The sequence below is a fragment of the Lentzea guizhouensis genome (assembly GCF_001701025.1).
Lineage (GTDB): Bacteria > Actinomycetota > Actinomycetes > Mycobacteriales > Pseudonocardiaceae > Lentzea > Lentzea guizhouensis.
In genome coordinates, this window is record NZ_CP016793.1 from 924,256 (window position 1) to 949,953 (window position 25,698).

Annotated in this window: 27 protein-coding genes, 2 tRNA genes and 1 pseudogene; 18 read left to right on the forward strand and 12 right to left on the reverse strand. The window is 70.1% G+C overall.

What is annotated here, in order from left to right:
• Nucleotides 1–753 carry an alpha/beta hydrolase family protein gene (locus BBK82_RS04720; RefSeq protein ID WP_083267780.1) on the forward strand — a complete coding sequence of 251 codons (753 nt, stop codon included), beginning with the start codon at nt 1–3 and terminating at the stop codon, nt 751–753.
• A 51-nt stretch (nt 754–804) separates the two neighbouring features.
• Here the strand turns inward: BBK82_RS04720 and BBK82_RS04725 are convergent.
• Nucleotides 805–878: transfer RNA gene (locus tag BBK82_RS04725), tRNA-Pro, on the reverse strand.
• 63 nt (nt 879–941) lie between these two features.
• Here BBK82_RS04725 and BBK82_RS04730 point away from each other — a divergent pair.
• The 5 genes from BBK82_RS04730 to BBK82_RS04750 all read left to right on the forward strand — a co-directional run bounded on the left by BBK82_RS04730 (nt 942) and on the right by BBK82_RS04750 (nt 3,407).
• Nucleotides 942–1,015, forward strand: a tRNA-Gly gene (locus BBK82_RS04730).
• Between the two features lie 187 nt (nt 1,016–1,202).
• A complete protein-coding gene (locus tag BBK82_RS04735; RefSeq protein ID WP_065913898.1) occupies nt 1,203–1,775 on the forward strand; it encodes a toll/interleukin-1 receptor domain-containing protein in 573 nt (190 codons plus the stop codon).
• A 2-nt stretch (nt 1,776–1,777) separates the two neighbouring features.
• Nucleotides 1,778–2,260, forward strand: coding sequence for a hypothetical protein (locus BBK82_RS04740; RefSeq protein WP_065913899.1), 483 nt, complete (start codon nt 1,778–1,780; stop codon nt 2,258–2,260).
• A gap of 274 nt (nt 2,261–2,534) precedes the next feature.
• Nucleotides 2,535–2,870, forward strand: coding sequence for a VOC family protein (locus tag BBK82_RS04745; protein ID WP_083267781.1), 336 nt, complete (start codon nt 2,535–2,537; stop codon nt 2,868–2,870).
• Between the two features lie 189 nt (nt 2,871–3,059).
• Nucleotides 3,060–3,407, forward strand: coding sequence for a histidine triad nucleotide-binding protein (locus tag BBK82_RS04750; protein ID WP_237048027.1), 348 nt, complete (start codon nt 3,060–3,062; stop codon nt 3,405–3,407).
• Here the strand turns inward: BBK82_RS04750 and BBK82_RS04755 are convergent.
• The gene (locus BBK82_RS04755) at nt 3,388–4,011 is read right to left on the reverse strand and encodes an MBL fold metallo-hydrolase (RefSeq protein WP_065913901.1); all 624 of its coding nucleotides are present in this window, start codon (nt 4,009–4,011) and stop codon (nt 3,388–3,390) included. The two genes, BBK82_RS04750 and BBK82_RS04755, sit on opposite strands and share 20 nt — an antisense overlap.
• Entirely contained in the window at nt 4,008–4,688 is a 681-nt protein-coding gene (locus tag BBK82_RS04760; protein WP_065913902.1) for a 2-phosphosulfolactate phosphatase, read from the reverse strand. Before BBK82_RS04760 ends, BBK82_RS04755 begins: the two co-directional genes overlap by 4 nt.
• A gap of 27 nt (nt 4,689–4,715) precedes the next feature.
• On the opposite strand from BBK82_RS04760, the gene BBK82_RS04765 reads away from it, so the two are divergent.
• Both BBK82_RS04765 and BBK82_RS04770 read left to right on the forward strand, forming a co-directional pair.
• On the forward strand, nt 4,716–5,186 hold the full coding sequence (locus BBK82_RS04765) for a ribose-5-phosphate isomerase (protein ID WP_065913903.1): 471 nt from the start codon (nt 4,716–4,718) through the stop codon (nt 5,184–5,186).
• A 9-nt stretch (nt 5,187–5,195) separates the two neighbouring features.
• Nucleotides 5,196–5,996, forward strand: a complete 801-nt coding sequence (locus BBK82_RS04770) for an Fpg/Nei family DNA glycosylase (protein WP_065913904.1) — start codon at nt 5,196–5,198, stop codon at nt 5,994–5,996.
• 7 nt (nt 5,997–6,003) lie between these two features.
• Here BBK82_RS04770 and BBK82_RS04775 read toward each other — a convergent pair whose 3' ends face one another.
• The 4 genes from BBK82_RS04775 to BBK82_RS04790 all read right to left on the reverse strand — a co-directional run bounded on the left by BBK82_RS04775 (nt 6,004) and on the right by BBK82_RS04790 (nt 10,248).
• Nucleotides 6,004–6,726 carry a hypothetical protein gene (locus BBK82_RS04775; protein WP_065913905.1) on the reverse strand — a complete coding sequence of 241 codons (723 nt, stop codon included), beginning with the start codon at nt 6,724–6,726 and terminating at the stop codon, nt 6,004–6,006.
• A gap of 56 nt (nt 6,727–6,782) precedes the next feature.
• Nucleotides 6,783–7,994, reverse strand: a complete 1,212-nt coding sequence (locus tag BBK82_RS04780) for a GNAT family N-acetyltransferase (protein WP_065913906.1) — start codon at nt 7,992–7,994, stop codon at nt 6,783–6,785.
• Nucleotides 7,995–8,035: 41 nt separating this feature from the next.
• Nucleotides 8,036–9,388 carry an aldehyde dehydrogenase family protein gene (locus BBK82_RS04785; protein WP_065913907.1) on the reverse strand — a complete coding sequence of 451 codons (1,353 nt, stop codon included), beginning with the start codon at nt 9,386–9,388 and terminating at the stop codon, nt 8,036–8,038.
• A gap of 251 nt (nt 9,389–9,639) precedes the next feature.
• Nucleotides 9,640–10,248 (reverse strand): mycothiol-dependent nitroreductase Rv2466c family protein, encoded by a 609-nt coding sequence (locus BBK82_RS04790; RefSeq protein WP_065913908.1) that lies wholly within the window; start codon nt 10,246–10,248, stop codon nt 9,640–9,642.
• Between the two features lie 163 nt (nt 10,249–10,411).
• Here BBK82_RS04790 and pepN point away from each other — a divergent pair, with 163 nt between their 5' ends.
• The 3 genes from pepN to BBK82_RS04805 all read left to right on the forward strand — a co-directional run bounded on the left by pepN (nt 10,412) and on the right by BBK82_RS04805 (nt 15,559).
• Nucleotides 10,412–12,973 carry an aminopeptidase N gene (gene pepN / locus BBK82_RS04795; RefSeq protein WP_065913909.1) on the forward strand — a complete coding sequence of 854 codons (2,562 nt, stop codon included), beginning with the start codon at nt 10,412–10,414 and terminating at the stop codon, nt 12,971–12,973.
• An 88-nt stretch (nt 12,974–13,061) separates the two neighbouring features.
• Nucleotides 13,062–14,909: a barstar family protein gene (locus BBK82_RS04800; RefSeq protein ID WP_083267782.1), complete on the forward strand. Its 1,848-nt coding sequence runs from the start codon at nt 13,062–13,064 to the stop codon at nt 14,907–14,909.
• Complete coding sequence (locus BBK82_RS04805) at nt 14,906–15,559, forward strand: GNAT family N-acetyltransferase (protein ID WP_065913911.1); 654 nt, start codon at nt 14,906–14,908, stop codon at nt 15,557–15,559. Before BBK82_RS04800 ends, BBK82_RS04805 begins: the two co-directional genes overlap by 4 nt.
• A 49-nt stretch (nt 15,560–15,608) precedes the next feature.
• Here BBK82_RS04805 and BBK82_RS04810 read toward each other — a convergent pair whose 3' ends face one another.
• Nucleotides 15,609–16,088, reverse strand: coding sequence for a DUF5130 family protein (locus BBK82_RS04810; RefSeq protein WP_065913912.1), 480 nt, complete (start codon nt 16,086–16,088; stop codon nt 15,609–15,611).
• Nucleotides 16,075–16,320: an aa3-type cytochrome oxidase subunit CtaJ gene (gene ctaJ, locus BBK82_RS04815; protein ID WP_065920816.1), complete on the reverse strand. Its 246-nt coding sequence runs from the start codon at nt 16,318–16,320 to the stop codon at nt 16,075–16,077. The genes BBK82_RS04810 and ctaJ overlap by 14 nt, the downstream gene beginning before the upstream one ends.
• A gap of 707 nt (nt 16,321–17,027) precedes the next feature.
• On the opposite strand from ctaJ, the gene BBK82_RS04820 reads away from it, so the two are divergent.
• Nucleotides 17,028–17,519, forward strand: coding sequence for a DUF2345 domain-containing protein (locus BBK82_RS04820; protein WP_065913913.1), 492 nt, complete (start codon nt 17,028–17,030; stop codon nt 17,517–17,519).
• Between the two features lie 21 nt (nt 17,520–17,540).
• Here BBK82_RS04820 and BBK82_RS04825 read toward each other — a convergent pair whose 3' ends face one another.
• Nucleotides 17,541–18,113, reverse strand: a complete 573-nt coding sequence (locus tag BBK82_RS04825; protein WP_154697068.1) for an HNH endonuclease — start codon at nt 18,111–18,113, stop codon at nt 17,541–17,543.
• Between the two features lie 248 nt (nt 18,114–18,361).
• Between BBK82_RS04825 and BBK82_RS04830 the strand changes: the two genes are divergently transcribed.
• From BBK82_RS04830 to BBK82_RS52640, 6 genes and pseudogenes are all read left to right on the forward strand, one after another.
• Nucleotides 18,362–20,458, forward strand: a complete 2,097-nt coding sequence (locus tag BBK82_RS04830) for a prolyl oligopeptidase family serine peptidase (protein ID WP_065913914.1) — start codon at nt 18,362–18,364, stop codon at nt 20,456–20,458.
• A gap of 86 nt (nt 20,459–20,544) precedes the next feature.
• Nucleotides 20,545–21,375, forward strand: coding sequence for a mechanosensitive ion channel family protein (locus BBK82_RS04835; protein ID WP_065920818.1), 831 nt, complete (start codon nt 20,545–20,547; stop codon nt 21,373–21,375).
• Nucleotides 21,376–21,516: 141 nt separating this feature from the next.
• The gene (locus BBK82_RS04840) at nt 21,517–21,900 is read left to right on the forward strand and encodes a globin (protein ID WP_065913915.1); all 384 of its coding nucleotides are present in this window, start codon (nt 21,517–21,519) and stop codon (nt 21,898–21,900) included.
• 57 nt (nt 21,901–21,957) lie between these two features.
• Nucleotides 21,958–23,550, forward strand: a complete 1,593-nt coding sequence (locus BBK82_RS04845) for a glycoside hydrolase family 13 protein (protein ID WP_083267786.1) — start codon at nt 21,958–21,960, stop codon at nt 23,548–23,550.
• Between the two features lie 176 nt (nt 23,551–23,726).
• Nucleotides 23,727–24,083, forward strand: a pseudogene (locus tag BBK82_RS56615) (EamA family transporter); the annotation flags it as partial.
• A 73-nt stretch (nt 24,084–24,156) separates the two neighbouring features.
• Entirely contained in the window at nt 24,157–24,609 is a 453-nt protein-coding gene (locus BBK82_RS52640; RefSeq protein ID WP_218920577.1) for an EamA family transporter, read from the forward strand.
• A gap of 2 nt (nt 24,610–24,611) precedes the next feature.
• Here BBK82_RS52640 and BBK82_RS04855 read toward each other — a convergent pair whose 3' ends face one another.
• On the reverse strand, nt 24,612–25,238 hold the full coding sequence (locus BBK82_RS04855; protein WP_065913916.1) for a DUF8010 domain-containing protein: 627 nt from the start codon (nt 25,236–25,238) through the stop codon (nt 24,612–24,614).
• On the reverse strand, nt 25,231–25,662 hold the full coding sequence (locus BBK82_RS04860; protein ID WP_065913917.1) for an acyl-CoA thioesterase: 432 nt from the start codon (nt 25,660–25,662) through the stop codon (nt 25,231–25,233). Before BBK82_RS04860 ends, BBK82_RS04855 begins: the two co-directional genes overlap by 8 nt.
• Nucleotides 25,663–25,698: the final 36 nt, after the last annotated feature.

A 25,698-nucleotide genomic window follows, 5' to 3' on the forward strand; every position in this document is an offset into this window, starting at 1 on the left:
ATGGAGAGAACGCTTTTCGCGGGTGCGACCGGCGACTCACTCGCCGGTCGCCTCGAACTGCCGGCCGGCGAGGTCGTCGCCACCGCCGTGTTCGCCCACTGCTTCACCTGCGGCAAGGACTCGGTCGCCGCCTCCCGCATCGCCCGCGCACTGGCCGCCCGCGGCGTCGCGGTGCTGCGCTTCGACTTCACCGGCCTCGGCCAGTCCGACGGCGACTTCGCCAACACCACCTTCACCTCCAACGTCGCCGACCTGGTCTGCGCCGCCGACCACCTCCGCGACACGATCGGCGCCCCCAGCGTCCTCATCGGACACTCCCTCGGCGGCGCCGCCGTCCTCGCCGCCGCCCACCAGGTCCCCGAGGTCCGCGCCGTCGTGACCATCAACGCCCCGGCCGACACCGCCCACGTCGAACACCTGCTGGGCCCGTCGAAGTCCGAGATCGAAACCCACGGCGTCGCCGAGGTGCTGCTCGCCGGCCGCCCGTTCCGCATCAGCAACGACTTCCTGGTCGACATCAACCAGCAGAACCAGACCGCCTGCATCGCGGGCCTCGACCGCGCCCTGCTCGTCATGCACTCGCCGCAGGACGAGCTGGTCGGCATCGACAACGCCAGGATCGTCTTCGACGCCGCACGGCACCCGAAGTCGTTCGTGTCCCTCGACGGCGCCGACCACCTGGTGACCGACCGCGCGGACGCGACCTACGTGGCCGAGGTGCTGGCGGCGTGGGTGAGCCGCTACCTGCGGTGAGGGGAAACGCGAAAACCCGCAGCGGTGGGCGCTGCGGGTTTTCGGCAACCGTCGGGGCGACAGGATTTGAACCTGCGACCCCCCGCTCCCAAAGCGGGTGCGCTACCAAACTGCGCCACGCCCCGGTTGCACCAAGCTTACCGCCACCCGCTAAGGTATTGACCGCAGCCCCTCAACAGGGGCGGCACGCGGGCGTAGCTCAATGGTAGAGCCCTAGTCTTCCAAACTAGCTACGCGGGTTCGATTCCCGTCGCCCGCTCCACACAGGAACCGGAGTGTGTCCGCCGAAACGCGGATCACTCCGGTTTCGCCGTTCCAGGGGTCCCTCCTCAGCGGGTCGTGACCGCAGGCCGTTCGGCGATGTCCAGTTCTTGGCCTGCTTTTGGCATCGACCGCGTGCGTCAACCGTCAATAGGCTCGTCTCACTTCAGGTGAGGAGCTTCACACCCATGCCCCAGATCTTCGTCAGCTACCGGTCTGACGACGAACCCACCGCCGCGGTGCTGGTGCACCGGGAACTGGGCGCCCACTTCGGCGCCGAAGCGGTGTTCCTCGACGGCGCGGCCATCCCGCCCGGCACCGACTACACCCGTGCCCTCCTGGAGGGCGTGCGCACGGCGAAGGTGCTGCTGGTGGTGATCGGCCCCCGCTGGCTCGAGGCGCGGGCGCCTGGTGGCGGCAGGGCGCTCGACCAGCCGGGCGACTGGGTGCGCGCGGAGATCGCCGAGGCGTTCCGCTGCGGGCTCACCGTGATCCCGCTGCTGGTCGGCGCGGCCGCCCGGCTCGGGTCGGCCCCGCTGCCCGCCGACGTCGCGGCCCTGGCTCGGTGCCAGGACCTGCGGCTGCGGCCGGAAGACGCGGAGTACGACCTCCGCCGGCTGGTGGCGGAGCTGGAAGCGCTCGGCCTGCGCGCTGCCCCGGCGGCGGGTCCCGAGCGGAACGGGCAGGTGTCGATGCGGGCCACCGCGACCGGCCACAGCCGGGTCTACCAGGCAGGCGGCAACCAGGTGATCAACGAATGAGGATGAACGGACGGGCGTCCGGGCGCGGACGGGTCTACCAGGCGTACGGGGACCAGCACTTCAACGGCGTGCACGAGCACAAGCACGACCACGACGACAACGACTTCAACGGCCTCTTCCTGGGCCGCGGACCCGGCCGGCTGGTGATCGTGGTCGGCATGGCCGTCGCCGCCTTCGGATTCGTGGGATGGGCCTCGATCATCTTCGGGTCCTGGCACCGCAAGGGGCCGTCGGACGGAGAGTCGATGCTGGGCGACGTGCTGCCGTCCGGCCTGCCGATCGGCGTCGTGTACTTCATCGGCTTCGGCCTCGGTGCCGTGCTCGTGCAGATCGGGTCGTCGATGGCCAAGGCTGCGGCCAGGAACGGCGGCTTCCTGGGCCACCTCGTGGTCGCCGTCGTGCTGCTGGCCATCGTCGGCGTGGCTGCGGCCACCGTGCTGGCGGGAGCCGGCTGGGACGCGGTCGCCCCCGACTTCACCCGCTGACCGCAGCACTGTGCTCACACGGAGGCAATGCCCATCTGACCGCAGTGATGCGTTGGCCGCTCGATCTCGTCCACGACCGCCGGGTCGCGGGCCGGGTCGGTTTTCGCAACGATGTCGGGAGTGACCAGGTGGAATGCGTGAGTCTGCCGTACCGGATCGGTGGCAGGTGGAGGTGCTCACCGAGACCTTGCGGGCGATGCGAGGTGCTGGCGTTGCTCGACCTGTGTTGTGACTGGGCACGGAAGACCCTGCTGAGAGAGGACGCGGTGAACGCGTGAAGCTGGAACAGATCGTCATCGACAGCAACGACCCGGCGCGGCTCGTGCGGTTCTGGGCGGAGCTGCTCGGTGGTGAGCCGGTCGAGCGGGAGCTCGGGTGGGCGCACGTCGAACCGCCGGGTGGGCTGCGGATGTCGTTCCAGCCGGTGCCCGAGCGCAAGGACGTGAAGAACCGGCTGCACCTCGACTTCGAGGTCGACGACATCGAGGCGGCCGTGGTGAAGGCGGTCAGCCTCGGTGGCACGCGTGAGGGCGTGGTGCACACCGACGAGCAGGGCAGCTTCCAGGTGATGCGCGACCCCGAGGGGAACGAGTTCTGCTTCGTCCACTGAAGAACTACGACTGGAAGGCCCGCCAGAGCGCCTCACCGAAGCGGACCGCGAGGACGACGAGCAGCACGCCGATCGCGAAACTGATGAGGCACCGCACCACGACCAGGAGCTTGGCGCCCTTCACCCCGACATGATTGACCGGTGCGCGGCAAGAGCAACAGAGTCCAACGGGACCAATAGGATCCGGTTGTGACCGACAGCGTGAACGACTGCCTGTTCTGCCGCATCGTCGCGGGCGAGATCCCGGCGACCGTGGTGGCCGAGACCGACACCACGCTCGCGTTCCGCGACATCGACCCCAAGGCCCCGACGCACGTCCTGGTGATCCCCAAGGAGCACCACCGGGCCGTCGGTGACCTCGACCCGGTGCTCGCCGGGCAGGTGCTCGCGACCGCGCACCAGGTGGCGAAGTCCGAGGGTGTCGACGAGACCGGGTACCGGCTCGTGTTCAACACCGGCCGCGACGGCGGTCAGACCGTCTTCCACGTGCACTGCCACGTGCTCGGCGGGCGTGGCCTCAGCTGGCCTCCGGGATAGCCATCGCGCGGACGAACGCCGCGTCGACCGGGTTGCCGTGGCCCGGCACGACGATGCGCGGGTCCAGCTCCAGCAGCAGGTCCAGGACGTGCCGCCAGTTCGCCGGCGTCGCGTCCGGACCGGCCTGGGCGGGAGCGCCCTGCTCGACGAGGTCGCCCGCGAACACCACGCCGGCGTCCGGCACGTGCACGACCACGTCGTGCGAGGTGTGCGCCGGGCCGAAGTGGTGCAGGTCGACCCGGCGGCCGCCGACGTCCAGCGCGACGCTGTCGCGGAAGGTGTGCGTGGGCGCGACGAGCGTGCCGGTGAACGGCTCGTCGTAGTACTCGGCGCGGCCGGCCAGCAGGCTTTCGTCGACCACGCAGTCCTCGTGCGCCCACACCTCGCACGGCAGGAACGCCTCCGTCGCGAGCACGTGGTCGAAGTGGTTGTGCGTCAACACGATCCGTGACGGCCGGAGCCCCTCGCCGGCGAGCACGGCGGCGAGGCCGGGGTCCATGCCGGAGTCCACCAGCAGAGAATCACCCGATCCGGTGATCAGGCCGAGGGTGAGGTCCAGCTCGGTGTGCCGGCGGACGAACACCCCGTCCGCGATCTCGATCACCGCAGCACCCCCTCGACGAGCCGGGGCACGGCCTTGCTCACGTTGACCCGCACCGCGAGGTCCACGTCGGCGGCGTGCCCGTTCTCGACCAGCTCCCGCCCGGACCCGCACTCCCGCACGGCCGCTTCCACGTCACAACCGCCGAAGGCGTCGGCGGCCAGCCGGGCCTCCGGTGACGCCGTGCCGGGCAGTGCCGCTCCGAGCAGGGCCGCCAGCACCGCGCCCGCGCCCAGGTAGTCCTCGACGCACGGGCGCAACGGCCCGAACTCGCGCGGACCCTCGTTCAGGATGTCGAGCCCCCAGCGTTCGCCGCCGGGCACGACCCCGATGGTCTCCCCCAGCTCGGCCGCCCGTCGCGCGACCGCCTCGGCGTTGCGCAGGCAGGCCGCGAGCACGTGTGCCCCCGTCTCCGCCGCGAGCGAGCACAGGTTCGACCCGTTCGGGGACGGCAGCTCGACCAGTCCCGTGGCGCCGACGAGTGACGCTGGTCGCAACGTGGGCCCGGAGGCGGGCTTCCAGCGCGACGGCCGGACCTGACCCCCGTTGCCGACCACGAGGTCGACCGACGTCGTGAACGACAGCACGTCCACGACAACGAGCACGTCACAGGCCCTGAGCGCGTCGATCCCCTCGGGCCCCCACTCCAGCCGCAGCCGGTACCCCTCCTGGCTGAACACGCTGCCCAGCGTGTCAGACTCCGTGACGTGCGCGTTTACTTGGCAGCAGACCACGCGGGCTTCGAGCTGAAGTCCCACCTGTCCACGGCTCTCCAGGAGCAGGGCTACGAGGTCGTCGACGTCGGTGCCCACGAGTACGACGCCCTCGACGACTACCCGTCGTTCTGCGTCGACGCCGCCGAGAAGGTCGTGGCCGACCGCGCGAACGGCGAGGACAGCCTCGGCGTCGTGATCGGCGGCTCCGGCAACGGCGAGCAGATCGCCGCGAACAAGGTGAAGGGTGCGCGCGCCGCGCTGGCGTGGAACGTCGACACCGCGCAGCTCGCCCGTCAGCACAACGACGCCCTGCTGGTCGGCATCGGCGCCCGTCAGCACACCGCCGAGGAGGCGACCGAGATCGTCGGCGCGTTCCTGCGGACGTCGTTCTCCGGCGAGGACCGCCACCAGCGGCGCATCGACCAGGTCAGCGCCTACGAGACCACCGGCAAGACCGAGTAGCTCCAGCCCATGCCGGAAGGTCACACCCTGCACCGCCTCGCGCGGTTGCACCAACGCCGGTACGCGGGTGCGCCGGTGGCCGTCAGCAGTCCACAGGGGCGCTTCGCCGCGTCCCTTGTGGACGGACGAACGCTCGTGCGCGCCGAGGCGCACGGCAAGCACCTGTTCCACGTCTACGGCCCGGACGCGGTGGTGCACGTGCACCTCGGCCTGTACGGCACGTTCACCGAGTCACCGCTGCCGGTGCTGCTGCCGGTCGGCCAGGTCCGGATGCGGATGGCCGGCGCCACGCACTGGACGGACCTGCGCGGCCCGACGGCGTGCGAGGTGCTGAACACCGACGAGGTGAAGGCCATCCGCGCCCGGCTCGGGCCCGACCCGTTGCGCCGTGACGCGAACCCCGACCTCGCCTACGAGCGGGTCATCCGGTCCCGCCAGTCGCTGGCCGTGCTGCTGATGGACCAGAAGGTCATCGCGGGTGTCGGCAACGTCTACCGCGCCGAGGTGCTGTTCCGGCACAACGTGAACCCGTTGCTGGCCGGCAACAAGGTGAGCCGCGAGCTGTGGGACGCGCTGTGGGCCGACCTGGTCGTGCTGATGAAGGACGGCGTGAAGGTCGGCCAGATCAACACCGTCCGCCGCGAGCACATGCCCAGGGCGATGAAGCGGCCGCCGCGCGTGGACCGGCACGGCGGTGAGGTGTACGTCTACCGCCGCGCCGGTGAGCCGTGCTTCCTCTGCGGCACCGAGGTCAGGACGACCGTGCTGGCCGCCCGCAACCTGTTCTGGTGCCCGGTCTGCCAGCCCTGAGGACCGGCTAGAAGTCGAACCCGCCGCCCATGTCGCCGAAGTCGAAGCCACCGGTGTCACCCATGTCGGCACCCATGTCGCCCATGCCCACGTCGCCGCCCATGTCGGCCATGCCGTAGTCGCCGACGCCGTGCATGCCGGAGAACATGGCGTCCATCAGCAGGAACGTGCCCACGCCCCACGCGCCGGCCACGAGCGCGGGCTTCCACCACGGCTCGGAGTACCAGCCACGCGGCACCGGACGGCCGGCGACCATGCCGCCGGGGTAGTAGTAGGGCGTGCCGGAACCCGAGTGCGGCGACGCGGCGTAGGCGTGGCCCTCGACGGAGACCTGGCGGTCCTCGCTGACGGCACCGGCCTGCTTCTGACCGGCGATCTCGGGCAACGCGGGACCGGGGTCCATGTCCATCGCCTCACGCGCGGCACGGACGTAGTGCAGCCCCTCCATCGCGGTCTGCGTGACCAGCCTGGCCTGCGGGATCGTGCGGGTCTGCTCCATCTGCGACCCGGCGGCGGTGAAGCGTTCGGACGCGTCGGCCAGCGCCTGGGTGGCCGCGGTGTTGCTGCCGGTGAGGCTCATCACCTGCCCGCCGAGCCGCTCGACCCAGCGCCGTGCCTCCGCCTTGGCGTCGTCCAGCTCCCGCGCCTTGCGCGCGTTGCTCTGGTTGACCAGGTAGAACGCCCCGGCAGCCAGCAGTACCAGCACAACGATCCACACGAGCGTGCCCACGGTTTACCTCCCACAGCAGGTAATCCGTCAACGAGCAATCGTTGCCCATAGTTCCGTCAGAACACCTCTGGACAGTGCGGTGCATGTGTGTCGAGGAACGCCATCGTCAGCGCGTCCACATGCCCTGGCGTGTGCTCGATGACACGGCGTGCCCGGTTGAGCACGGAAAGCCGGGCACCGCCGAGGAAAGCACTGCCGAGCGCCGCGACGTCCAGCGACACGTCCGCGGGGTCGTCGGTGCGGGTCACGACCGCTTCGCCGCCCTTGACCGCGAGGCGCCAGCGGCCGGAGTTCCACGGGCAGAGCCCGTCCTCGACCTCGACGACACTGTCCACATCGGACGAGTACCGGCGCAGCGGCAACGCCTTCTCGACGTCGACGACCCGCAGCCACAGCCCGTCGGTGAGCTGTGTCCGCACCATGCGCGGGTTGTCGACCATGTGCTGGACCGGGTCACCCTCGGCGGTGTAGAAGGAGATGCTCGCCGCGAGGTCGAGGTCCAGCAAGAACCGGTAGAGCGCCGCGTAGGCCTCCTCGGTCTCGGCGACCAGCTCGCGGACGTTCAGCTCGTTCCGCGGGCCGCTCTCGCTCCACTCGTGCTTCACCCGGAACACCACGTACCCCTGCGGATGAAGGCAGTACCGGTAGGAGGAGAGGCCACGGCGATCGGACTCGGCGTCGGCGAGGAAGTAGCCCCAGCTCGGGCCGCCGCGGCTGAGCCAGCCGACCTTCGTGCGGCGCACCTTGTCGTGCAACGCCACCATGAACGGCATCGCCTCGTCGCGCGTGACCTGGCGGATGCGCGCGGGATCGACGGTGACGCCGGGGTGGAACGGCATCCGCGTCGGCATCGTCATCATGTTCAGGCTCGTCGCGTGCTCGCCGTAGCCGAACCGCCGGTAGATCGAGCCCTCCGACGCCCAGAGCCCACCGAGCGCCTCGCCCGCGTCGTGCATCGCCTGCAGCTGCGTCTTCATCAGCAGTGAGGCCACGCCACGGCGCCGATGGCCGGGCTTGACCGACACGAACGTGACGGCACCGAACTCGACCTGCGCTCCACCGGGCACCGTGATCTCGCGGCTGAGGATCCCGCCGGTGCCGATCATCTCGTCACCGTCGAACACGGCGTGCGTGCGGTCGATCTCCAGCAGGTTCGACCACTTGTCGCCGGGATCGGGATCGTCGAGGAACCCCCACGCGAACACTCGGCGCAGCTCGTCGAGCTCGCTGCGGTCGATGGTCCTGATGCTCAGCGTCGAGTCGGCCATGACGGCAGTCATACGCCGCCACGGCCGGACCCGCAGCCGAATTACCGCTGGATCGACTTGACCTCGCAGAACTCGTCGAGCCCGAACCTGCCGAACTCCCGCCCGTTGCCCGACTGCCGGTACCCGCCGAACGGCGCACTCGTGTTGAACGCCCCGCCGTTGACGTCCACCTGCCCCGCCCGCAGCCTCTTGGCCACGGCCAGCGCACGCTCGTCGTCAGCGGAGAACACCGCCCCCGCGAGCCCGTAGATCGTGGAGTTCGCGATGCGCACCGCGTCGTCCTCGTCCACGTACGGCATGACCGACAGCACCGGCCCGAAGATCTCCTCCTGCGCGATGGTCATCTCCGGCGTGACGCCACCGAACACCGTCGGCGCCACGTAGAACCCCTTCGGCAACGGCGCCTCCGGCCCACCGTGCGCGAGCTGCGCGCCTTCCTCGACCCCTGTGCGGATGTACCCGACCACCCGGTCGCGCTGGGCGGCGGACACCGCCGGCCCGATGCGCGTCGTCGGCTCCGCGGGGTCGGCCGACGTGTACTTCGCCGCCGCCGCAGCCGCCAACCGCACCGCCTCGTCGTGCTTCTCGGCCGGCACCAGCAACCGCGTCCACGCGCTGCACGCCTGGCCGTTGTTCATGAACGAGTTCGCCACGGCGATCTTCACGGCCCTGGCGAGATCGGCGTCGTCGAGCACCACGCACGCCGACTTCCCGCCGAGCTCCAGCGCAACCCGCTTCACCGTCTCCGCGGCCACGGCCGACACCCTCCGGCCGGCCCGCGTCGACCCGGTGAACGACACCATGTCGACCTTCTCGTGCGCCGCGAGCGCCTCACCGACCACCGGCCCGGTGCCGTGCACGAGGGTGAAGACCCCGCTGGGCGTGGCCTTGCCGATGATCCCGGCCAGCAGGTCGGCGGTGTGCGGCGCGAGCTCGCTCGGCTTGAGCACCACGGTGTTCCCCGCCGCCAACGCCGGCACGACCTTCGCCACCATCTGCTGCAGCGGGAAGTTCCACGGCGTGATGGCCGCGACCACCCCGACCGGCTCGCGCAGGACCAGCGAGTTGCCGATCTCCTCCGGCTCGAAGTACCCGCCCTCGATGGCCGCCGCGATCCCCTCCGCGATGCCGATGGGGTTCGTGACCTGCACCTTCTGGCTGAAGGTGAGCGGCGTGCCCATCTCGCGGGTCATGGTGGCGGCGAGCTCGCCGGCCTGTTCCTTCAAGCCGTCGATGATCGCGCGGACGGCTTTGAGGCGTTCTTCGACCGAGGTCCGGGACCACGCGGGGAAGGCTTCGGCCGCTTTGGCGACCGCGGCGTCGACGTCGGCCGGTGTGCCCTCGGGGAGGGTGCCGATGACTTCCTCGGTGGCGGGGTTGACGACCTCGATCACGGGCCCTCCTCGAGGGATGTGACACCTGTGGGTTGCTGGGTCTCAGCCTGTCACATCGGAGGCGGGGAAGTCAGCCGGGGCACGCGACCTGGAGGCGAGCGGGCCCGGTGCCGAACCGCGTGCCACGCCCGAGGTCCGGCACCGAAATTTCGGGACCGAAGGTCGCCGGACACGGCAAGACGGCAGTGGCGCCGAGCTGGGTCACGAAGACCTCTGCTCGGCGCCACTCGTCCCCGAAGCCCTCGCAGGCATCAGCTGAAGTCGAGGTCACCCGTTCGAGTGCGCTTCAGCTCGAAGAAGTGCGGATATCCGGCCAGCAGACGGGCGCCGTCGAAGATCCGGCCCGCCTCCTCGCCGCGCGGGATCTTCGTCAGCACGGGGCCGAAGAAGGCGACTCCGTCGATGTGGATGGTCGGCGTGCCGACGTCCATGCCGACCGGGTCCATGCCGCGGTGGTGCGAGGCCCGCAGTTCCTCGTCGTACTCGGTCGAGGTCGCGGCGGAGGCCAGCTCGGCGGGCAGTTCGGCGTCCGCGAGCGAGAGCTTGATGATCTCGTCGAAGTCCTTGTTGCCCTCGTTGTGGATGCGGGTGCCCATGGCGGCGTAGAGCCGGGGCAGGACCTCGTTGCCGAACTTCTGCTCGGCGGCGATCGCGACGCGGACCGGGCCCCAGCCCTTGGTCATGATCTCCTTGTACTCCTCGGGCAGGTCGCGACCCTCGTTCAGCACGGACAGGCTCATCACGTGGAAGCTCAGGTCGATGTCGCGGACCTTCTCGACCTCGAGGATCCACCGGGAGGTGATCCACGCGAACGGACAAAGCGGGTCGAAGTAGAAATCGACCTTGGCCTTCTCAGCCATGGGTGCCCCTTCAGTCACGGTAGGTGGGGTTGTCCCCCCATCAGCCCAACCAGATCACCCTGTCATCTCTTCCCGCACGCCGGTTCCGTGATTGGATGCGGGAGTCATAACCATTCCCGACAACGTCAGCGCGTAACCACACGCGCGGCAGACGAGGTGACCAGTGGCCGCGCCCAACCTCACCCGCGACCAGGCTCAGGACCGTTCTGAGCTGCTGGAAGTGGAGTCCTACCGGATCGAGCTGGACCTGACCGACGGCGGCGGGAAGCCGGGTTCGGACACGTTCCGCTCCACCACGACCGTGGTGTTCCGCAGTCGGACTCCAGGTGCTTCCTCGTGGATCGACATCGTGGCGGCGACCGTGCACCGGGCCGTGCTGAACGGCGAGGAGATCGACGTCTCCGACTACCGCGAGGAGGACGGCGTCAGGCTGTCGGACCTCGCGGAGACGAACGAGCTGACGATCGAGGCCGACTGCCGGTACATGAACACCGGCGAGGGCCTGCACCGGTTCGTCGACCCGGTCGACGGCGGTGTGTACCTGTACTCGCAGTTCGAGACCGCGGACGCCAAGCGCATGTTCGCGTGCTTCGACCAGCCGGACCTGAAGTCGGTGTTCTCGCTCCAGGTCACCGCACCGCACGACTGGAAGGTGATCTCCAACGGCGAGATCACCGGCACCGAGGCCGGCGAGGGCGGCGCGGACGTGCACACGTTCGCCACCACCAAGCCGATGTCGACCTACATCGTCGCGCTCGTCGCCGGCCCTTATGCCGAGTGGCGGGACGAGTTCGTGGAGGGCGACTTCCGCATCCCGCTCGGGATCTACTGCCGCGCCTCGCTCGCTCCCCACATGGACCACGAGCGGCTGTTCACCGAGACCAAGCAGGGCTTCGGGTTCTTCCACCAGGCGTTCGGCGTCAAGTACCCGTTCGGCAAGTACGACCAGTGCTTCGTGCCGGAGTTCAACGCGGGCGCGATGGAGAACGCGGGCTGCGTCACGTTCCTGGAGGACTACGTCTTCCGCAGCCGGGTCACCCGCTACCTCTACGAGCGCCGGTCCGAGACCGTGCTGCACGAGATGGCGCACATGTGGTTCGGCGACCTGGTCACCATGCGCTGGTGGGACGACCTGTGGCTGAACGAGTCGTTCGCCACCTGGGCGTCGGTGCTCGCGCAGGCCGAGGCCACCGAGTACCGCCAGGCGTGGACGACGTTCGCGAAGATCGAGAAGTCGTGGGCCTACCGGCAAGACCAGCTGCCGTCCACGCACCCGGTCGCCGCGGACATCCCGGACCTGCAGGCGGTCGAGGTCAACTTCGACGGCATCACCTACGCCAAGGGCGCTTCCGTGCTGAAGCAGCTCGTCGCGTACGTCGGCCTGGAGAACTTCCTGGCGGGCCTGCGGGTCTACTTCGCCAAGCACGCGTGGGGCAACGCGACGCTCGCGGACCTGCTGGGCGCGCTGGAGGAGGCGTCCGGCCGCGACCTGTCGTGGTGGAGCGCGCAGTGGCTGGAGACGACCGGCCTGAACCTGTTGCGCCCCAAGTTCACCGTTGACGCGGCGGGCAAGTTCACCGAGTTCGCCGTGCTGCAGGGCGGCGCGCGTCCCGGTGCCGGCGAGTACCGCACGCACCGCATCGCGATCGGTGTCTACGACGACGACGGCAGCGGCAAGCTGGTCCGCACGCACCGCCACGAGCTGGACGTCACCGGCGACCGCACCGAGGTCCCCGAGCTCGTCGGCGTGCACCGCGGCAAGATCGTGCTGGTCAACGACGACGACCTCACCTACTGCACGATGCGCCTGGACCCGGACTCGCTGGCGGCGCTGATCGACCACATCTCCGACATCGCCGAACCGCTGCCGCGCACGCTGTGCTGGTCGGCCGCGTGGGAGATGACCCGCGAGGCCGAGCTGAAGGCGCGCGACTTCGTGAACCTGGTGCTCGGCGGTCTGCACGCCGAGTCGGAGGTCGGTGTCGTGCAGCGGCTCCTGCTGCAGGCGCAGACCTCGCTGTCGTCCTACGCGGACGACTCGTGGCGGGCCGAGGGCTGGCGCCGGTTCGTGGCCAAGACCCTGGAACTGGCGCAGGCCGCCGAGCCGGGTTCGGACCACCAGCTGGCGTTCGTGAACGCGCTCGCCTCCTCCGTGCTCGACGAGTCCACTTTGGACGTGCTGCGCGGCTGGTACGACGGCTCGGCCGGGCTGGAGGGCCTCGACGTCGACACCGACCTGCGCTGGCGGCTGCTGCAGGCCCTCGTCGCGCACGGCAGGGCCGGGCTGGCGGAGATCGACGCCGAGGAGGAGCGCGACCCCACCTCCACCGGCCACCGCCGCGCCCAGTCGACGCGGGCGCTGCGCCCGACGGCCGAAGCCAAGGACGAGGCGTGGGAACGCGCCGTGAACGACGACGAGCTGCCCAACGCGGTCAGCGAGGCGATCATCGCGGGCATCTCGCACCCCGGTCAGAAGGAGCTGCTGGAGCCGTACGTGGCGCGCTACTTCGCCGACGTGAAGGGCGTGTGGGACCGCCGTTCCTCGGAACGCGCGCAGTCGATGGTGGTCGGCATGTTCCCGGCCTGGTCGATCGCGAGGTCCACTGTGGAGGCCGCCGACGCGTGGCTCGCCGACGAGCACCCGCCGTCGTTGCGCCGCCTGGTGTCCGAGGGGCGCGCCGGCATCGTGCGTGCTCTCGCGGCGCAGGAGTTCGACCGGTCCTGAGGTTCTGCTTCGCGAAGCCCCGCAACGCGTTCGCGCGTTGCGGGGCTTCCGCGTATCGTCAGCCGGCTGTCCACGGGCTGGGGGGATCATGTGGGAAGTGGTGCGGCGGTACGAGGTGGGCGACGACGAGGTCCACGAGGTGCTGGCTCGTGCCGACGACGTCGAGGGGTTGTTCGCGCAAGCCCGCCCGCTCGACCGCCGGGAGCTCGTCGTGCGCGGTTGTCCGGACGTGGCGGCGCTGTCCCGCGACTTCACGATCGAGGTGCTGGACGACCAGCAGTGGGTGTGGTTCTGGGACGTGCTCGACCCGGTCGTGCGGGAGGAGGCCGGCCGTGTCGTCGTCACGGCTTCCGCCGCGCTGCAGGAAGAAGAGCACCCGCAGGCGTTGCGCCGGCTGAAGCAGCCGCGGTACCGGATCTTCCAGGAACACCGGTTCGTCGGCTGGTGCGAGGTCGAGGGGCTGCCGGACGAGTGGGAGGGCTGGTCCTGGCCACCGGTCACTCTGCTCGGTTGCGACACCCCCGACTTCACCGGTGACCGGTACGACCTGTGGACGGGCGTGCGCGCGTTGGACGTCACTGGGCGCGTGATGGGTGAAGTCCGGCTCGACCTCGACATCAGCGAGGTGCGGCCGCGTGCGAACGGGCGGTTCGACGTGGTGCTCGACCAGTCGTGCTCGCACCACGTGCCCAAGTGGCGGGAACGACCGTTGCCCGCCGCGGAGGCGGTGTGGGACCTGTGGCGGCACGGACGGCCTGAGGAACCCGGTCTGTGGGCGGAGCTGGGCACCGAGGAACGCCAGTCGTGGCTGGACCTCACGTTCGTCGGCTGGCAGAGCACGGCGGAGCTCGGCCCCAGGACGTTCCACCTCGACGGCCGGCACGTCACCGACGAGCCCGGGCTGTACCTGGTGCTGAGCGAGGCGTTCGCAGGGCCCGGCAACTACTTCGGGCGGCACTACGACTCGTTCCACGCCTGCCTGCAAGACGCTCGCGTGACCGGATCGACGCTCGTGTGGCACAACGCCCGCACGGCCTGGGAGTCGATCGGCGAGCTGTTCGTGGAGGTGCTGGAGCTCCTGCACGCCAACGAGGTGGTGGTCGAGCTGGACTTCACCCCCGGCGAGCTGGACCGCAGGCTCGCGCTGGGCGAACTGGCCAGGCGCCTGACCGCGGCGGGCGAGCACGTGATCACCGACAACAGCCGGTGGAAGCTCGACTCGGTGGCGGCCGGTGTCGCCGTGTCGACGCGGGAAGACCGGATCGCGGTGGTGACGCACTCCCCCGCCGAGGTCGCGAAGACCCTGCTGCGCAACGGTGTGGAGCTGCAGCCGCAGCGGACGGTCCGGCAGCGCGGGACCGAGCTGGTGGTGACCGGGGACGACCACCTCGCGCTCGGCTGGGAGCGGGTCGCGGACGTCGTCGTCGCCAGGAACGACGTGTGGCGCGTCGAGGCGGAACGACGCAGCCGGCTCACCGACCTGCTGCACACCTGGCGGAGAGCGACGCAGGAGCGGTTGCACGTGACCAGCCGGCAGGGCCGCGTGGTCGTCACGGGTGCCGCGCCGTTGCCGCGCAAGCTGATGGCCCGCGACCTCGCCGATCACCCAGCGCCCGCACCGCCCGACGGCTACGAGCTCGTCGTGACCCGCACACCCGGCATCAACGCACGCATCACCCACGCCGGGCTCGAGGTCGCGCGCGGCCGGATCGCGGTCATCGGCCGGGACGCGGTCCCGTCGGACATCGGCGTCGAGCTCCGCCACCGCAGGCAGGGCCTCGGCAGCGCGCTGCTGGGCGCGTTGGTGCGCGAGGCCGGAGTGGACGGTGCGACAACCGGGGTGCTGATCTCGCCGGAGTTCGGCATCGTCTTCTTCCGGGCGCTCGGCTGGCAGGACGAAGCCGACGTCGTCACCACGCACCAAGGGGGAACATGAACCACATCGGCACGCTCGTCGAACGCTGGCACCGCGGCTGGATCGCCGCCGACGGGCTGACGTCCGAGCACCGCGACGGCCGGCTGGTCGTGCACGTCGGCCGGCCGCACCGGAAGCACGAGTGGCTCGCCACCGACGAGACCGAGGTCGCGGCGCTCGCCGAACACGTCGCCGCGACGCAGGAGCCGAACTGGCTCAGCGTCCCGACGAGCGACCCGGCGAAGGTGATCGCGGAGGTCGAGCGGGCCGGGCTGGTCGTCGCCCGGCCCGACGAGACCTTCATGCGGCGCGCGCTCGCCGGTCATCCCGAGCCCGTCCTGCCTGCCGGGTACGCCGTCGTGGTGACGCGGGACCCGGTCATCCACGTGCGGGTGCTGGCGGACGGCGAACCGGCCGCGAGCGGGTTGATGGCCGTGGTCGGCGAGGACGCGGTGGCGCACCGGATCGAGACCGCCGCCGAGCACCGACGGCGGGGGCTGGGTGGGTTCGTGATGGGCAGGCTGGTGGCCGAGGCGCTGAAGGAGAGGGCGCGGACCGGGTTGCTGTTCTCGTCGGCCGACGGCGTGCACCTCTACCGCAGCCTCGGCTGGGAGCGGATCTCCGACCTCGTGGTGGCGCGCAACGAGGCTGCCGAGCGGCTGAGCCCCTGAGACGCCGACAGCCCCCGGCCGAGAAGCCGGGGGCTGTCGTCACGGGTGCTCAGGAACGCGGCGCGTTGCCCGCCTGGTCGGTCAGCATGCGCAGGCCGGACACCAGGCCGCCGGCGAGGTCGCCCTCCTTGAAGGAGGCGACCATGCTCATCACCGCGAGCTTGGCGCCGCGGTCGGCGAGCCGGCGGTGCGACTCCTCGCCGGTCACGATCTCGACGACGCGCTCACCGGGCGAGACGGCCACGAGGACGTGGTGCGAGGGGCGGTCGGTGGAGCCGTGCAGCTCCTCGGCGCGCTGACGGGACGCGCTGCCCAGCTCGCCGAGGTACACGCTGAAGTCGAGCCCGGTCGCGCGGCTGGACAGCGTGAGGGCCTCGTCGAGCTGCGCGAGCTGGGTCGCCGTGAAGGGCAGCTCGGGCGCCTGCGGCTCGTACATCTTGGCGACGGAGACGCGACCGCTGTTGGTCACGACCGTGCCGAGCGGCAACGACGACGGGTCGACGTGCGCGACGGCCTTACCAGTTGCCACGAGCGCCTCCCTTGGCAGTCGAACCCGCCGCGGCGGACTCGGCAGAACCGTGGTGGTCCGCGCTCAACCCGGCCGGGTTCGCGCTCCACCACACCGGGGCGTAGCCCCACTCCTGGCCGGGCCGGTACCGGGGGATCCGGGTGGCCTTTGGCCTCACCGTCAGCAGCGTGATCACGCCGTAGATCGCCAGCGGGATCAGCGCGAAGACGAGAACGGTCTCCACGATGGTCACGGCGGTACCGTAACCGAACTCCGTCGCGCACGAGTGGCCGGGCCACCGCGTGGCGCGCCTGAGGGCTGCGGAGACGTCTAGCAGAGCCCGCGCCACCGCGCACCGGTCCCGCGGGAGGACCACCGGTTCGCGCGCGAGGAAGACCTGGTCGGCCCAGCGGTCCGCGGTGATTGCGGTGGCAACTACCAGTGACGACGTCGTACCGGCCCGAACGACGACCTGCCCGGCGCGAGCACTCCAGTCACCCGGACGTCCGACGAACGCGTCAACCGATGACCCCGGACGGGTGCGAGCCGTCCATTGACGCTCTCGTACGCGCGACGACCAGCGGCACGGTGCTCCGGCGGCGATCACCGGTGCCGGCCCAGCGGGCGGAGTTCGCACTCGCGGAGCCTCGGCCGACGGCCTGAAAGCCCTGTTCTTGAGGCACAGCACCGGAAAAAGTACCGGGAACTGCGCCTGACCCCGCCATTTGCACTATGACGCACATCACGTTCGGCCGGAAATGGTGTCACACAGCGTGTCCGTACCGGCCAGTAGAGGCAATGAGCGCTCTCGTGCGGCGCAGCGGTTACACCCGGTCAGGCCTCACCCGGTCGGATGCGAACGGGTGCCGGTTTGGGGTCTTGTTCCCGGAACACCCACCTCTTAGCTTTTCACCTATACGGGTCTTGCGCACCCGCCCCGAGAGTCCTGGAGGACACGAAATGTTCACGACGACCCGCCCCCAGGCCCTGTCCATCACTCTTCCGAGCTACACCGACGATTCGGTGCGTATCACCGCAAGTGACTCCGTTCGCATCACGGCGAACGACTCCGTTCGGATCACCGCAGCCGATTCCGTGCGCATCACCGCCTCGGACTCGGTGCGCATCACGATGGACGACTCGGTGCGCATCACGGCGAGCGATTCGGTCAGGATCACGTGCGCCGACTCCGTCCGGATCACGGCGCGTGAGGACTCCGTTCGGATCACCGCGCACGACGACTCGGTGCGCATCACGGCGCGTGAGGACTCGGTGCGCATCACCGCGCACGACGACTCCGTCCGGATCACGATGGACGACTCCGTGCGGATCACCGCGTTGAACGACGACTCGGTCCGGATCACCGCGCACGACGACTCCGTGCGCATCACGGCGCACGACGACTCGGTGCGCATCACGGCACGCCGCGACGACTTCACCCTCGCGGCCTGACCCACCGAACCCGAACGCGGCTCAGGCCGCGGGCTCTCCCAGGTACTGCAGCCACTGCGGATCGGCCTCGGCGACCCCCGCGAGCAGCCTCCAGTGCGGACCCCGCGGCGCGGCCGGCACGACGCGCAGCCTCCAGCCTAGCTCGGACAGCAGCTTGTCCGCCTTGCGGTGGTTGCACTTCGCGCAGCACGCGACGCAGTTCGTCCAGGTGTGAGGTCCGCCACGCGACCGCGGCACGACGTGGTCGATCGTCTCGGCCCGCCCGCCGCAGTAGGCACAGCGGTAACGGTCGCGGTGCATGAGCCCGGCACGGGTCATCGGCACCCGGCCGCGGTAAGGCACGCGCACGTAGCTGCTCAGCCGGATCACCGAGGGCACGAGCACCTCGGACTTCGACGAGTGCAGCACGAGCCCGGAGGCGTCACCGTGCACGACCTCGGCTTTTCCGCACACCACCAGGACCACCGCCCGGCGCAGCGACAGCGCCGTGAGCGGCTCGAACGTGGCGTTCAGCAGCAGGACCTTGCGTCTTCCCCAGGGGAAAACCGCCGGCGTCGGACCGGAACCTCCCCCGTCCCGGTCCCCGTCGGGCACCGCCCGCAGCTCGGGCTGATTTCGGCATGGGGGGACCGTCGGCGCCGTCTCGCCTGGTAGCGAGGCGCCGATAGGGGTCGGTTGTCGGTCTGGCACGCGACCACCTCCACCGGTTCAGCCATAGGAGACCACACATACCAGGAAAAAATCACGTGTGATAAGTGACGCGTCACGGATGTGTGATCAAACCCAGGGTGAACCACCTGCCTATCGGAGATGGTTTTCAAGAGCCCGCTACCCTTGACAAGGTGACAGAGGCACCCTCCACCCCACTGCCTGCGACGATCACCTACCCGATCGCCGAGCGGCTGAACCTCGTCGAGCAGATCCACGGCCGCGAGGTCAGCGATCCCTACCGCTGGCTCGAGGACACCGCCGACCCCCGCACGCAGGCGTGGTCGCAGGCCCAGGACTCGCTGGCCCGCTCCTGGCTGGACGCGATGCCGGGCCGCGAACGCCTGGGCACGCGCCTCAAGGAGCTGATGCGCACGGGTTCGGTGTCCACGCCGACCTGGCGCGCCGGCCGGGCGTTCTTCACCCGCCGCGGCCCCGAGCAGGACCACCCGGTCGTCCTCGTGCGCGAGACCGACGGCACCGAACGCGTGCTGCTCGACGTGAGCGCGCTGGACCCGTCCGGCGGGACCACCCTGGACAGCTGGTCCCCCAGCCTTGAAGGCACGCGCCTGGCCTACCAGGTGTCGGTCGGCGGCAACGAGCACTCGCTGCTGCACGTGCTGGACGTCGAGACCGGCGAGCTCGTCGAGGGCCCGATCGACCGGTGCCGCTACTCGTCGGTCGGCTGGCTGCCCGGCGGCGAGGAGTTCTACTACGTCCGCCAGCTCGACCCGGCGCTGTTGCCGGAGGACGAGAAGCTCTTCCACCGCCGCGTGTGGCGCCACCGGGTCGGCACCGACCCGGAGACCGACCTCAACGTGCACGGCGACGGCCTGGGGCACACCTTCTACTACTCGCTCACCGTCTCGCAGGACGGCCGCTGGCTGGTCGTGAGCGGTGCGCCCAGCACGTTGAAGCACGACTCGGTGTGGATCGCGGACCTGCACGGCGACGGTGCGCTGAACCCGGTGATCCTGTCCGAGGCGGGCGCGCAGTGCTCGGCGTTCGTCGCCCGCGACGGACGGCTCTACCTGCACACCAACCTCGGCGCGCCCCGGCAGCGGCTGTGCGTGGCCGACCCGGCGGCCCCCACCGAGTGGACCGAGCTGATCAGCGAGGAACCGGACTCGGTGCTCGACGGCGTGCGCTGGCTCAACGGCGACCTGGTCGTGCTGCGCACCCGCCACGCCGTGTCCGAGCTGCACCTGCACAACGCCGAGACCGGCGCGCACCTGCAGGTGGTCCCGATGCCGGGCACGGGTTCGCTGCACGGCATGTCCGTCGTGGACGCGCTGACCGACCACGACCAGGACGCGCTGTGGTTCGGGTGGACCGACTTCGTGACGCCCGCCTCGGTGTTCCGCTACTCCGCCACCACCGGCCAGACCGTGCTGCACGAGGCCGCTCCCGGCCACGTCGAGCTGCCGGCCGTGACGACGCAGCAGATCGCCTACGAGTCGAAGGACGGCACGACGGTCCGCATGTTCGTCGTGAGCGGCGAGCAGAAGCCCGACCTGCCCCGCCCGGCCCTGCTCACCGGCTACGGCGGCTTCGCGATCGGCCGCGGTCCCGGCTACAGCGCGACCACCCTGGCGTGGGTCGAGGCAGGCGGCGTGTGGGTGCACGTGTCGTTGCGCGGTGGCGATGAGGAAGGCGAGGAGTGGCACGCCGGCGGTATGCGGCAGAACAAGCAGAACGTCTTCGACGACTTCCACGCCGCCGCCGAGCGCCTCGTGCGCGACGGGTGGACCACCCCGCAGCAGTTGTCGATCATGGGCGGCAGCAACGGCGGCCTGCTCGTGGGTGCCGCGCTGACCCAGCGCCCCGATCTCTACGCCGCCGTGGTGTGCTCAGCGCCACTGCTCGACATGGTGCGCTACGAGAAGTTCCTGCTCGGGCGGCTGTGGGCCGACGAGTACGGCAGCGCAAGCGTTTCCGAGGAGCTGGGCTGGCTGCTCTCCTACTCGCCTTATCACCAAGTGGTAACGGACGTTGAGTACCCTTCCGTCTTGTTCACGGTGTTCGAGTCGGATTCTCGTGTGGACCCCAACCACGCCAGGAAGATGTGTGCGGCACTGCAGCACGCTTCCGCAAGTGATCCGACGAAGCACCCCGTGCTGATCAGGCGCGAGACCGAGGTCGGTCACGCGGGCCGTTCGGTCAGCCGGACGGTCGCTCTCGCCGTGGACCAGCTGACGTTTCTCGCGAATGCCACCGGCATGGAGTTGTAGGAGGGCACGACCACGTGACGAGTCCCGTGGATGACGTCTCGAACAAGGCCGCCGAGGCGGTCGGCTTCGTGGACAAGTACGGCCCGATGATCCTCGCGGGCACGATCAAGATCGTGGTGATCCTGATCGTCGCCATGGTGCTGCGGGCCATGCTTCGCAAGGTCATCGACCGGATCACCATCCCCGGCAAGGAGGGCAAGAAGCCGGGGTTGCTGAAGCCGTTGCGCGAGCGGGCGCCCCAGGCGCTCGGGAACCTGATCTCCGAGCGCCGCGAGCAGCGGGCGAAGACGATCGGGTCGGTGCTGAAGTCCGTCGTCACGATCCTGATCTTCGGAATCGCGTTCCTGGAGATCATGATCGTGGTCGGCATGGACATCACGCCGATCCTGACCTCGGCGGGCATCCTGGGCGTCGCGCTCGGCTTCGGTGCCCAGAACCTGGTCAAGGACTTCCTGTCCGGCATGTTCATGCTGCTGGAGGACCAGTACGGCGTCGGCGACGTCGTCGACCTGGGCCCCGCGACCGGCACCGTCGAGGCGGTGGCGCTGCGGACCACGACGATCCGCGACACCGGCGGCACGGTCTGGTACGTCCGCAACGGCGAGATCCTGCGCGTCGGCAACTCGTCGCAGGGCTTCGCCGTCGCGGTCGTCGACCTGCCGCTGAGCTACGGCGCGAACCTCGCCGAGGCCACCCAGGTGCTGGAGCGCCGGGTCGCCGACGTGGCCGAGAAGGACCCGCTGAAGGCCGACATCACCGCGAAGCCCGAGGTGCTCGGCGTGGAGAAGTTCACGCCGGAGAACATCACCCTGCGGGTGACGGTGAAGACCAGGCCAGGCCGCCAGTGGGCGGTGCAGCGCAACCTGCGCGCGCAGCTGATGCCGGCGCTGGAAGAGGCCGGTTTCACGGCGAAGTGAGTTCAAACGCGGACGCCGGGTGAGGTAGAACACCCATTCGAGACGATGATCATCCGGCGTCCTGCCAGTTCACCGGCCTATGACCGAAGCAACAACCGGGGCGGCCTGCGCGTGGTGGCTCGCGTGAGTCAGGATGGGTGTGTGGGCAACCCGGTTAGCTTCTTCGAACAGGTCGGTGGCGAGGAGACGTTCCGCCGCATCGTCGCGCGGTTCTACGCAGAGGTGAAGGCCGACCCGATCCTCCTCCCCCTCTACCCGGAAGAGGACCTCGGACCAGCGGAGGAGCGGCTGCGGCTGTTCCTGATGCAGTACTGGGGCGGCCCGCACACGTACTCGGAGAACCGGGGACACCCCCGGCTGCGAATGCGACACGTGCCGTACACGATCGGACCGGTCGAGCGGGACGCGTGGCTGCGCTGCATGAGGATCGCCGTCGACGACGCCGACCTGGACGAAGCTCACCGCAAGCAGCTCTGGGACTACCTGGAGATGGCCGCGAACAGCCTGATCAACAGCTGGTCTTGATCGCCCATCACCCGATCGGGTCCTTACGCAGCGAGACGAATGGCAGGATGACCCCCCGTGCGACGATCCTCCGACCTCAGCCCCGAGATCGCCGAAGAGGCCGCCTGGTGGCGTGACGCCGTCTTCTACCAGGTCTACGTGCGTTCCTTCGCCGACTCCAACGGCGACGGCGTCGGCGACCTCGACGGCATCCGGTCCCGCTTGGGCTACCTGGAACTGCTCGGGGTCGACGCCCTGTGGCTCACCCCGTTCTACCGCTCGCCGATGGCCGACCACGGCTACGACGTGGCCGACCCGCGTGACGTGGACCCGTTGTTCGGCGACCTGGCCGCGTTCGACCGGCTGGTGGCGGACGCGCACGAGCACAACATCCGGGTGACCGTCGACCTGGTCCCGAACCACTCGAGCGACCTGCACGAGTGGTTCCAGGAGGCCCTGCAGGCGGGCCCCGGCAGCATGGAGCGCGCCCGCTACATCTTCCGCGAGGGCCGCGGCTTCGACGGCTCGCAGCCGCCGAACAACTGGGTGTCGGTCTTCGGCGGTCCCGCGTGGACCCGCGTGCCCGACGGCCAGTGGTACCTGCACCTGTTCGCCCCGGAGCAGCCGGACCTGAACTGGGAGCACCCGGAGGTCCGCGCCGACCTGGAGCACACGCTGCGCTTCTGGCTCGACCGCGGCGTCGACGGCTTCCGCATCGACGTGGCCCACGGCATGGCCAAGCCCGACGGCCTGCCGGACATGGAGATCCGCGCGCAGGTCCCCGGCGTGCTGTCCGACGACGTGCACGACCCGCGCTTCGACAACGACGGCGTGCACGAGATCCACCGCATGATCCGCAAGGTCATGGACGGCTACCCCGGCACCATGGCCGTCGGCGAGATCTGGGTGAAGGACGACGAGCGCTTCGCCGCCTACGTCCGCCCCGACGAGCTGCATCTGGGCTTCAACTTCCGCCTGGTCGAAGCCGGCTTCGACGCCGACGCCGTCCGCTCGGCCATCGAGCACTCGCTCGGCGCGGTGGCCCTGACCGGCACGCCCGCCACGTGGACGCTCTCCAACCACGACGTCGTCCGCCACGTGACCCGCTACGGCGGCGGCGCGCTGGGCGAGAAGCGCGCGCGGGCGATGACCCTGGTCGAGCTGGCCCTGCCCGGCGTCATCTACCTGTACAACGGCGAAGAGCTCGGCCTGCCCAACGTCGAGCTCCCCGACTGGGCCCTGCAGGACCCGACGTGGGAACGCTCCGGGCGCACCGAACGCGGCCGCGACGGCTGCCGGGTCCCCATCCCGTGGGAGGGCACCGCCCCGCCGTTCGGCTTCTCCACCGCCGTCAACACCTGGCTGCCGCAACCGAACGAGTGGGACCACCTCACCGCGGAGGCACAGCTGGAGGACCCCGGCTCGATGCTCTCGCTGTACCGCGAGGCCCTCGAACACCGCAAGAACTCGCCGGCGTTCGGCGGCGACGAGCTGGAGTGGTACGGCGCCCCGGCAGGCTGCTTCGCGTTCCGGCGCAAGGGCGGCGGGCTGATCTGCGCGCTGAACACGTCGGGCGCCTCCGTGCCGCTGCCGCCGGGGAAGGTGCTGCTGTCGTCGGGGCCGATGGACGGCGACCAGCTGCCTCCGGACACGGCGGTCTGGCTCGTCTGATCTCTCGGTCTGGCTCTTCTGACCTGGCCTTCCTCGTCTGGCCCAGAACTGTCAGACCCGCTGAGTACGTTGAAACGCAGGGGTTCCCGATTCAGGGGGACCCCTGCGTCAGCTTGGAGCAAAGCCGTGAACCCGCCGCGCAATTCGTTCGACCTCACCGGCCGAAGGCACGCACGATGACGGGCGTGCGCACCCGTGGAGTCCTCGCCGTCCTCGCCGCCGCCGTCCTCTTCGGCACGACCGGCACCGCGCAGGAGCTCGGCCCCGGCGGCCTCGACCCGCTCGCGGTGGGCGCGATCCGCGTCGTGCTGGCCGGCGTCGTCCTCATCTCCGTCGCCTGGGCGTTGGGCGCCTACCGCGGCACCCGGTTCTCCTGGCCGGTCGTGATCGCCGGAGCCGTCGGGGTCGTCGCCTACCAGCTCGGGTTCTTCACCGGCGTGCGGCTGAGCGGCGTCGCGGTCGGCACGGTCGTGGCGCTGGGCTCCGGGCCCGTGTGGGCGGGCATCGTCGAGTGGCTGATCACGCGCAAGACGCCGTCGGCTCGCTGGCTGGTCGCAACGGCGTGCGCGATCGCGGGCGTGGCGGTGCTGACCGGCGGGCAGCGGGGTGTCGTGGCTCGGGGTGGCGGCGTCGTTGCTGGCCGGGCTCGGGTACGGCATCTACACGGTGGGCGGGTCGCGGTTGATCGCGAACGGCCAGCGTTCCTACGGCGCGATGGGGCTTATGTTCGGCGTGGGCGCGGTGTTGTTGTTGCCGATGCTCATCTGGCGCTGGCCGGGCGGCCTCGACTCCACCGGTGGCATCACCATCGCGCTGTACCTGGCGCTGGTGCCGACGGTGGTGGCGTACCTGTTGTTCGGTGCCGGGCTGAAGGTGCTGCCCGCCGCGACCGTGGCCACGCTGACGCTCGCCGAGCCGGTCGTGGCGACCGTGCTCGGCGTCGTCGTGCTGGGTGAGGAGATCACCGCGGCCACGGTCGCCGGCGGGCTGCTGGTGCTCGGCGGCCTGTCGTTGCTGGCGTTGCCCGCCCGGCCGAAGCTCGTGCTCGACCGGCAGTAGCGTCAGACGATCAGCGGCAGCATCGAGTGCCGGCGCCTGACCACGGCCCCGTAGCGCGCGTCGATCCGCAGCCACGAGTCCGTCGCGGTCACCCTGACGTCGCCGTCCTCGCCGAGGAAACCCATGCCGGACAACGCGAACAGGCACCGCAGCGGGATCTTCACGTCCAGGCCGGAACCGCTCACCACCAGCACGGTCTGATCGAGCAGCGAGGCGGGCGGCGTGCCTTGCGGACCGGTGTTCTCCCGCGCCACCTCCACGCCCTCGTCGGCGAGCTTCGAGACGACCTCGACCGGCAGCCGGTCCACCATCAGCCAGCCGTCGGCGGGCGGCAGGGCCGAACGCCACATCAGGTCCTTGGCCGGACCGGGATCGATGCGTTCGTCACGCATCACCGCGAGACCGGTCAGCAGCTCCGACCCGGACACCGTGACGTCCGCCGGGTTCGCCTGCCCCGCAACGGTCCGCGTGGCCAGCGTGTCGAACGGCGTCGCCACCCACGCGTCCAGCAGTTCCTCGTCGCGGTTGCGCAGACGCACAACCGTCTGCCCGTCCAACCGCACAGCACGCGCGGCGAACGCACCGAGGTCGTCTCTCTCGGCCGCGTCGGCCAAAACCAGCTCAGGCACCGTTTCCTCCGGCACGCCAACCCGCGAGGAAGTCGCGTTCGGCTTCGGTCAGACGACGCGGGCGCGCGGTCGTCAAGTTGTAGGGGGCCATCAGCGTCTCCGCCTTGGTGACCACCGGGCTACCCGTTTCCCGGCCGCCGCGCACCACGTAGTCGAGGGTGAACGAGGCGGACCTCAGCTCGCGCACCGACATCTCCACCACGATCTCCTCGCCGGTGAACACGATCGGCGCGAGGTAGTCGACCACCAGCCGCGCCACGACCATGCCCTCGGCCATCTCCTTCACCCCGTGGCGGGCGGCCTCGGTGAACAACAGCTCGATGCGGGCCTCTTCCAGCAATGTCACCGTGTTCGCGTGGTTGATGTGACCGAACGCATCCATGTCCGACCACCGCGGCCGCACACCAGTGACGAAGACACCCATGCACGGACCCTACCGATCAGTCGGCCGAGGTGGGGA

Coding starts and splice junctions, on each gene's coding strand:
- BBK82_RS04735 (WP_065913898.1), top strand. CDS start 1,203: ATGCCCCAGATCTTCGTCAGCTACCGGTCTGACGACGAACCCACCGCC.
- BBK82_RS04800 (WP_083267782.1), top strand. CDS start 13,062: ATGTGGGAAGTGGTGCGGCGGTACGAGGTGGGCGACGACGAGGTCCAC.
- BBK82_RS04790 (WP_065913908.1), bottom strand. CDS start 10,248: ATGGCTGAGAAGGCCAAGGTCGATTTCTACTTCGACCCGCTTTGTCCG.
- BBK82_RS04770 (WP_065913904.1), top strand. CDS start 5,196: ATGCCGGAAGGTCACACCCTGCACCGCCTCGCGCGGTTGCACCAACGC.
- BBK82_RS04835 (WP_065920818.1), top strand. CDS start 20,545: ATGATCCTCGCGGGCACGATCAAGATCGTGGTGATCCTGATCGTCGCC.
- BBK82_RS04860 (WP_065913917.1), bottom strand. CDS start 25,662: ATGGGTGTCTTCGTCACTGGTGTGCGGCCGCGGTGGTCGGACATGGAT.
- BBK82_RS04780 (WP_065913906.1), bottom strand. CDS start 7,994: ATGGCCGACTCGACGCTGAGCATCAGGACCATCGACCGCAGCGAGCTC.
- BBK82_RS04740 (WP_065913899.1), top strand. CDS start 1,778: ATGAACGGACGGGCGTCCGGGCGCGGACGGGTCTACCAGGCGTACGGG.
- BBK82_RS04805 (WP_065913911.1), top strand. CDS start 14,906: ATGAACCACATCGGCACGCTCGTCGAACGCTGGCACCGCGGCTGGATC.
- BBK82_RS04820 (WP_065913913.1), top strand. CDS start 17,028: ATGTTCACGACGACCCGCCCCCAGGCCCTGTCCATCACTCTTCCGAGC.
- BBK82_RS04720 (WP_083267780.1), top strand. CDS start 1: ATGGAGAGAACGCTTTTCGCGGGTGCGACCGGCGACTCACTCGCCGGT.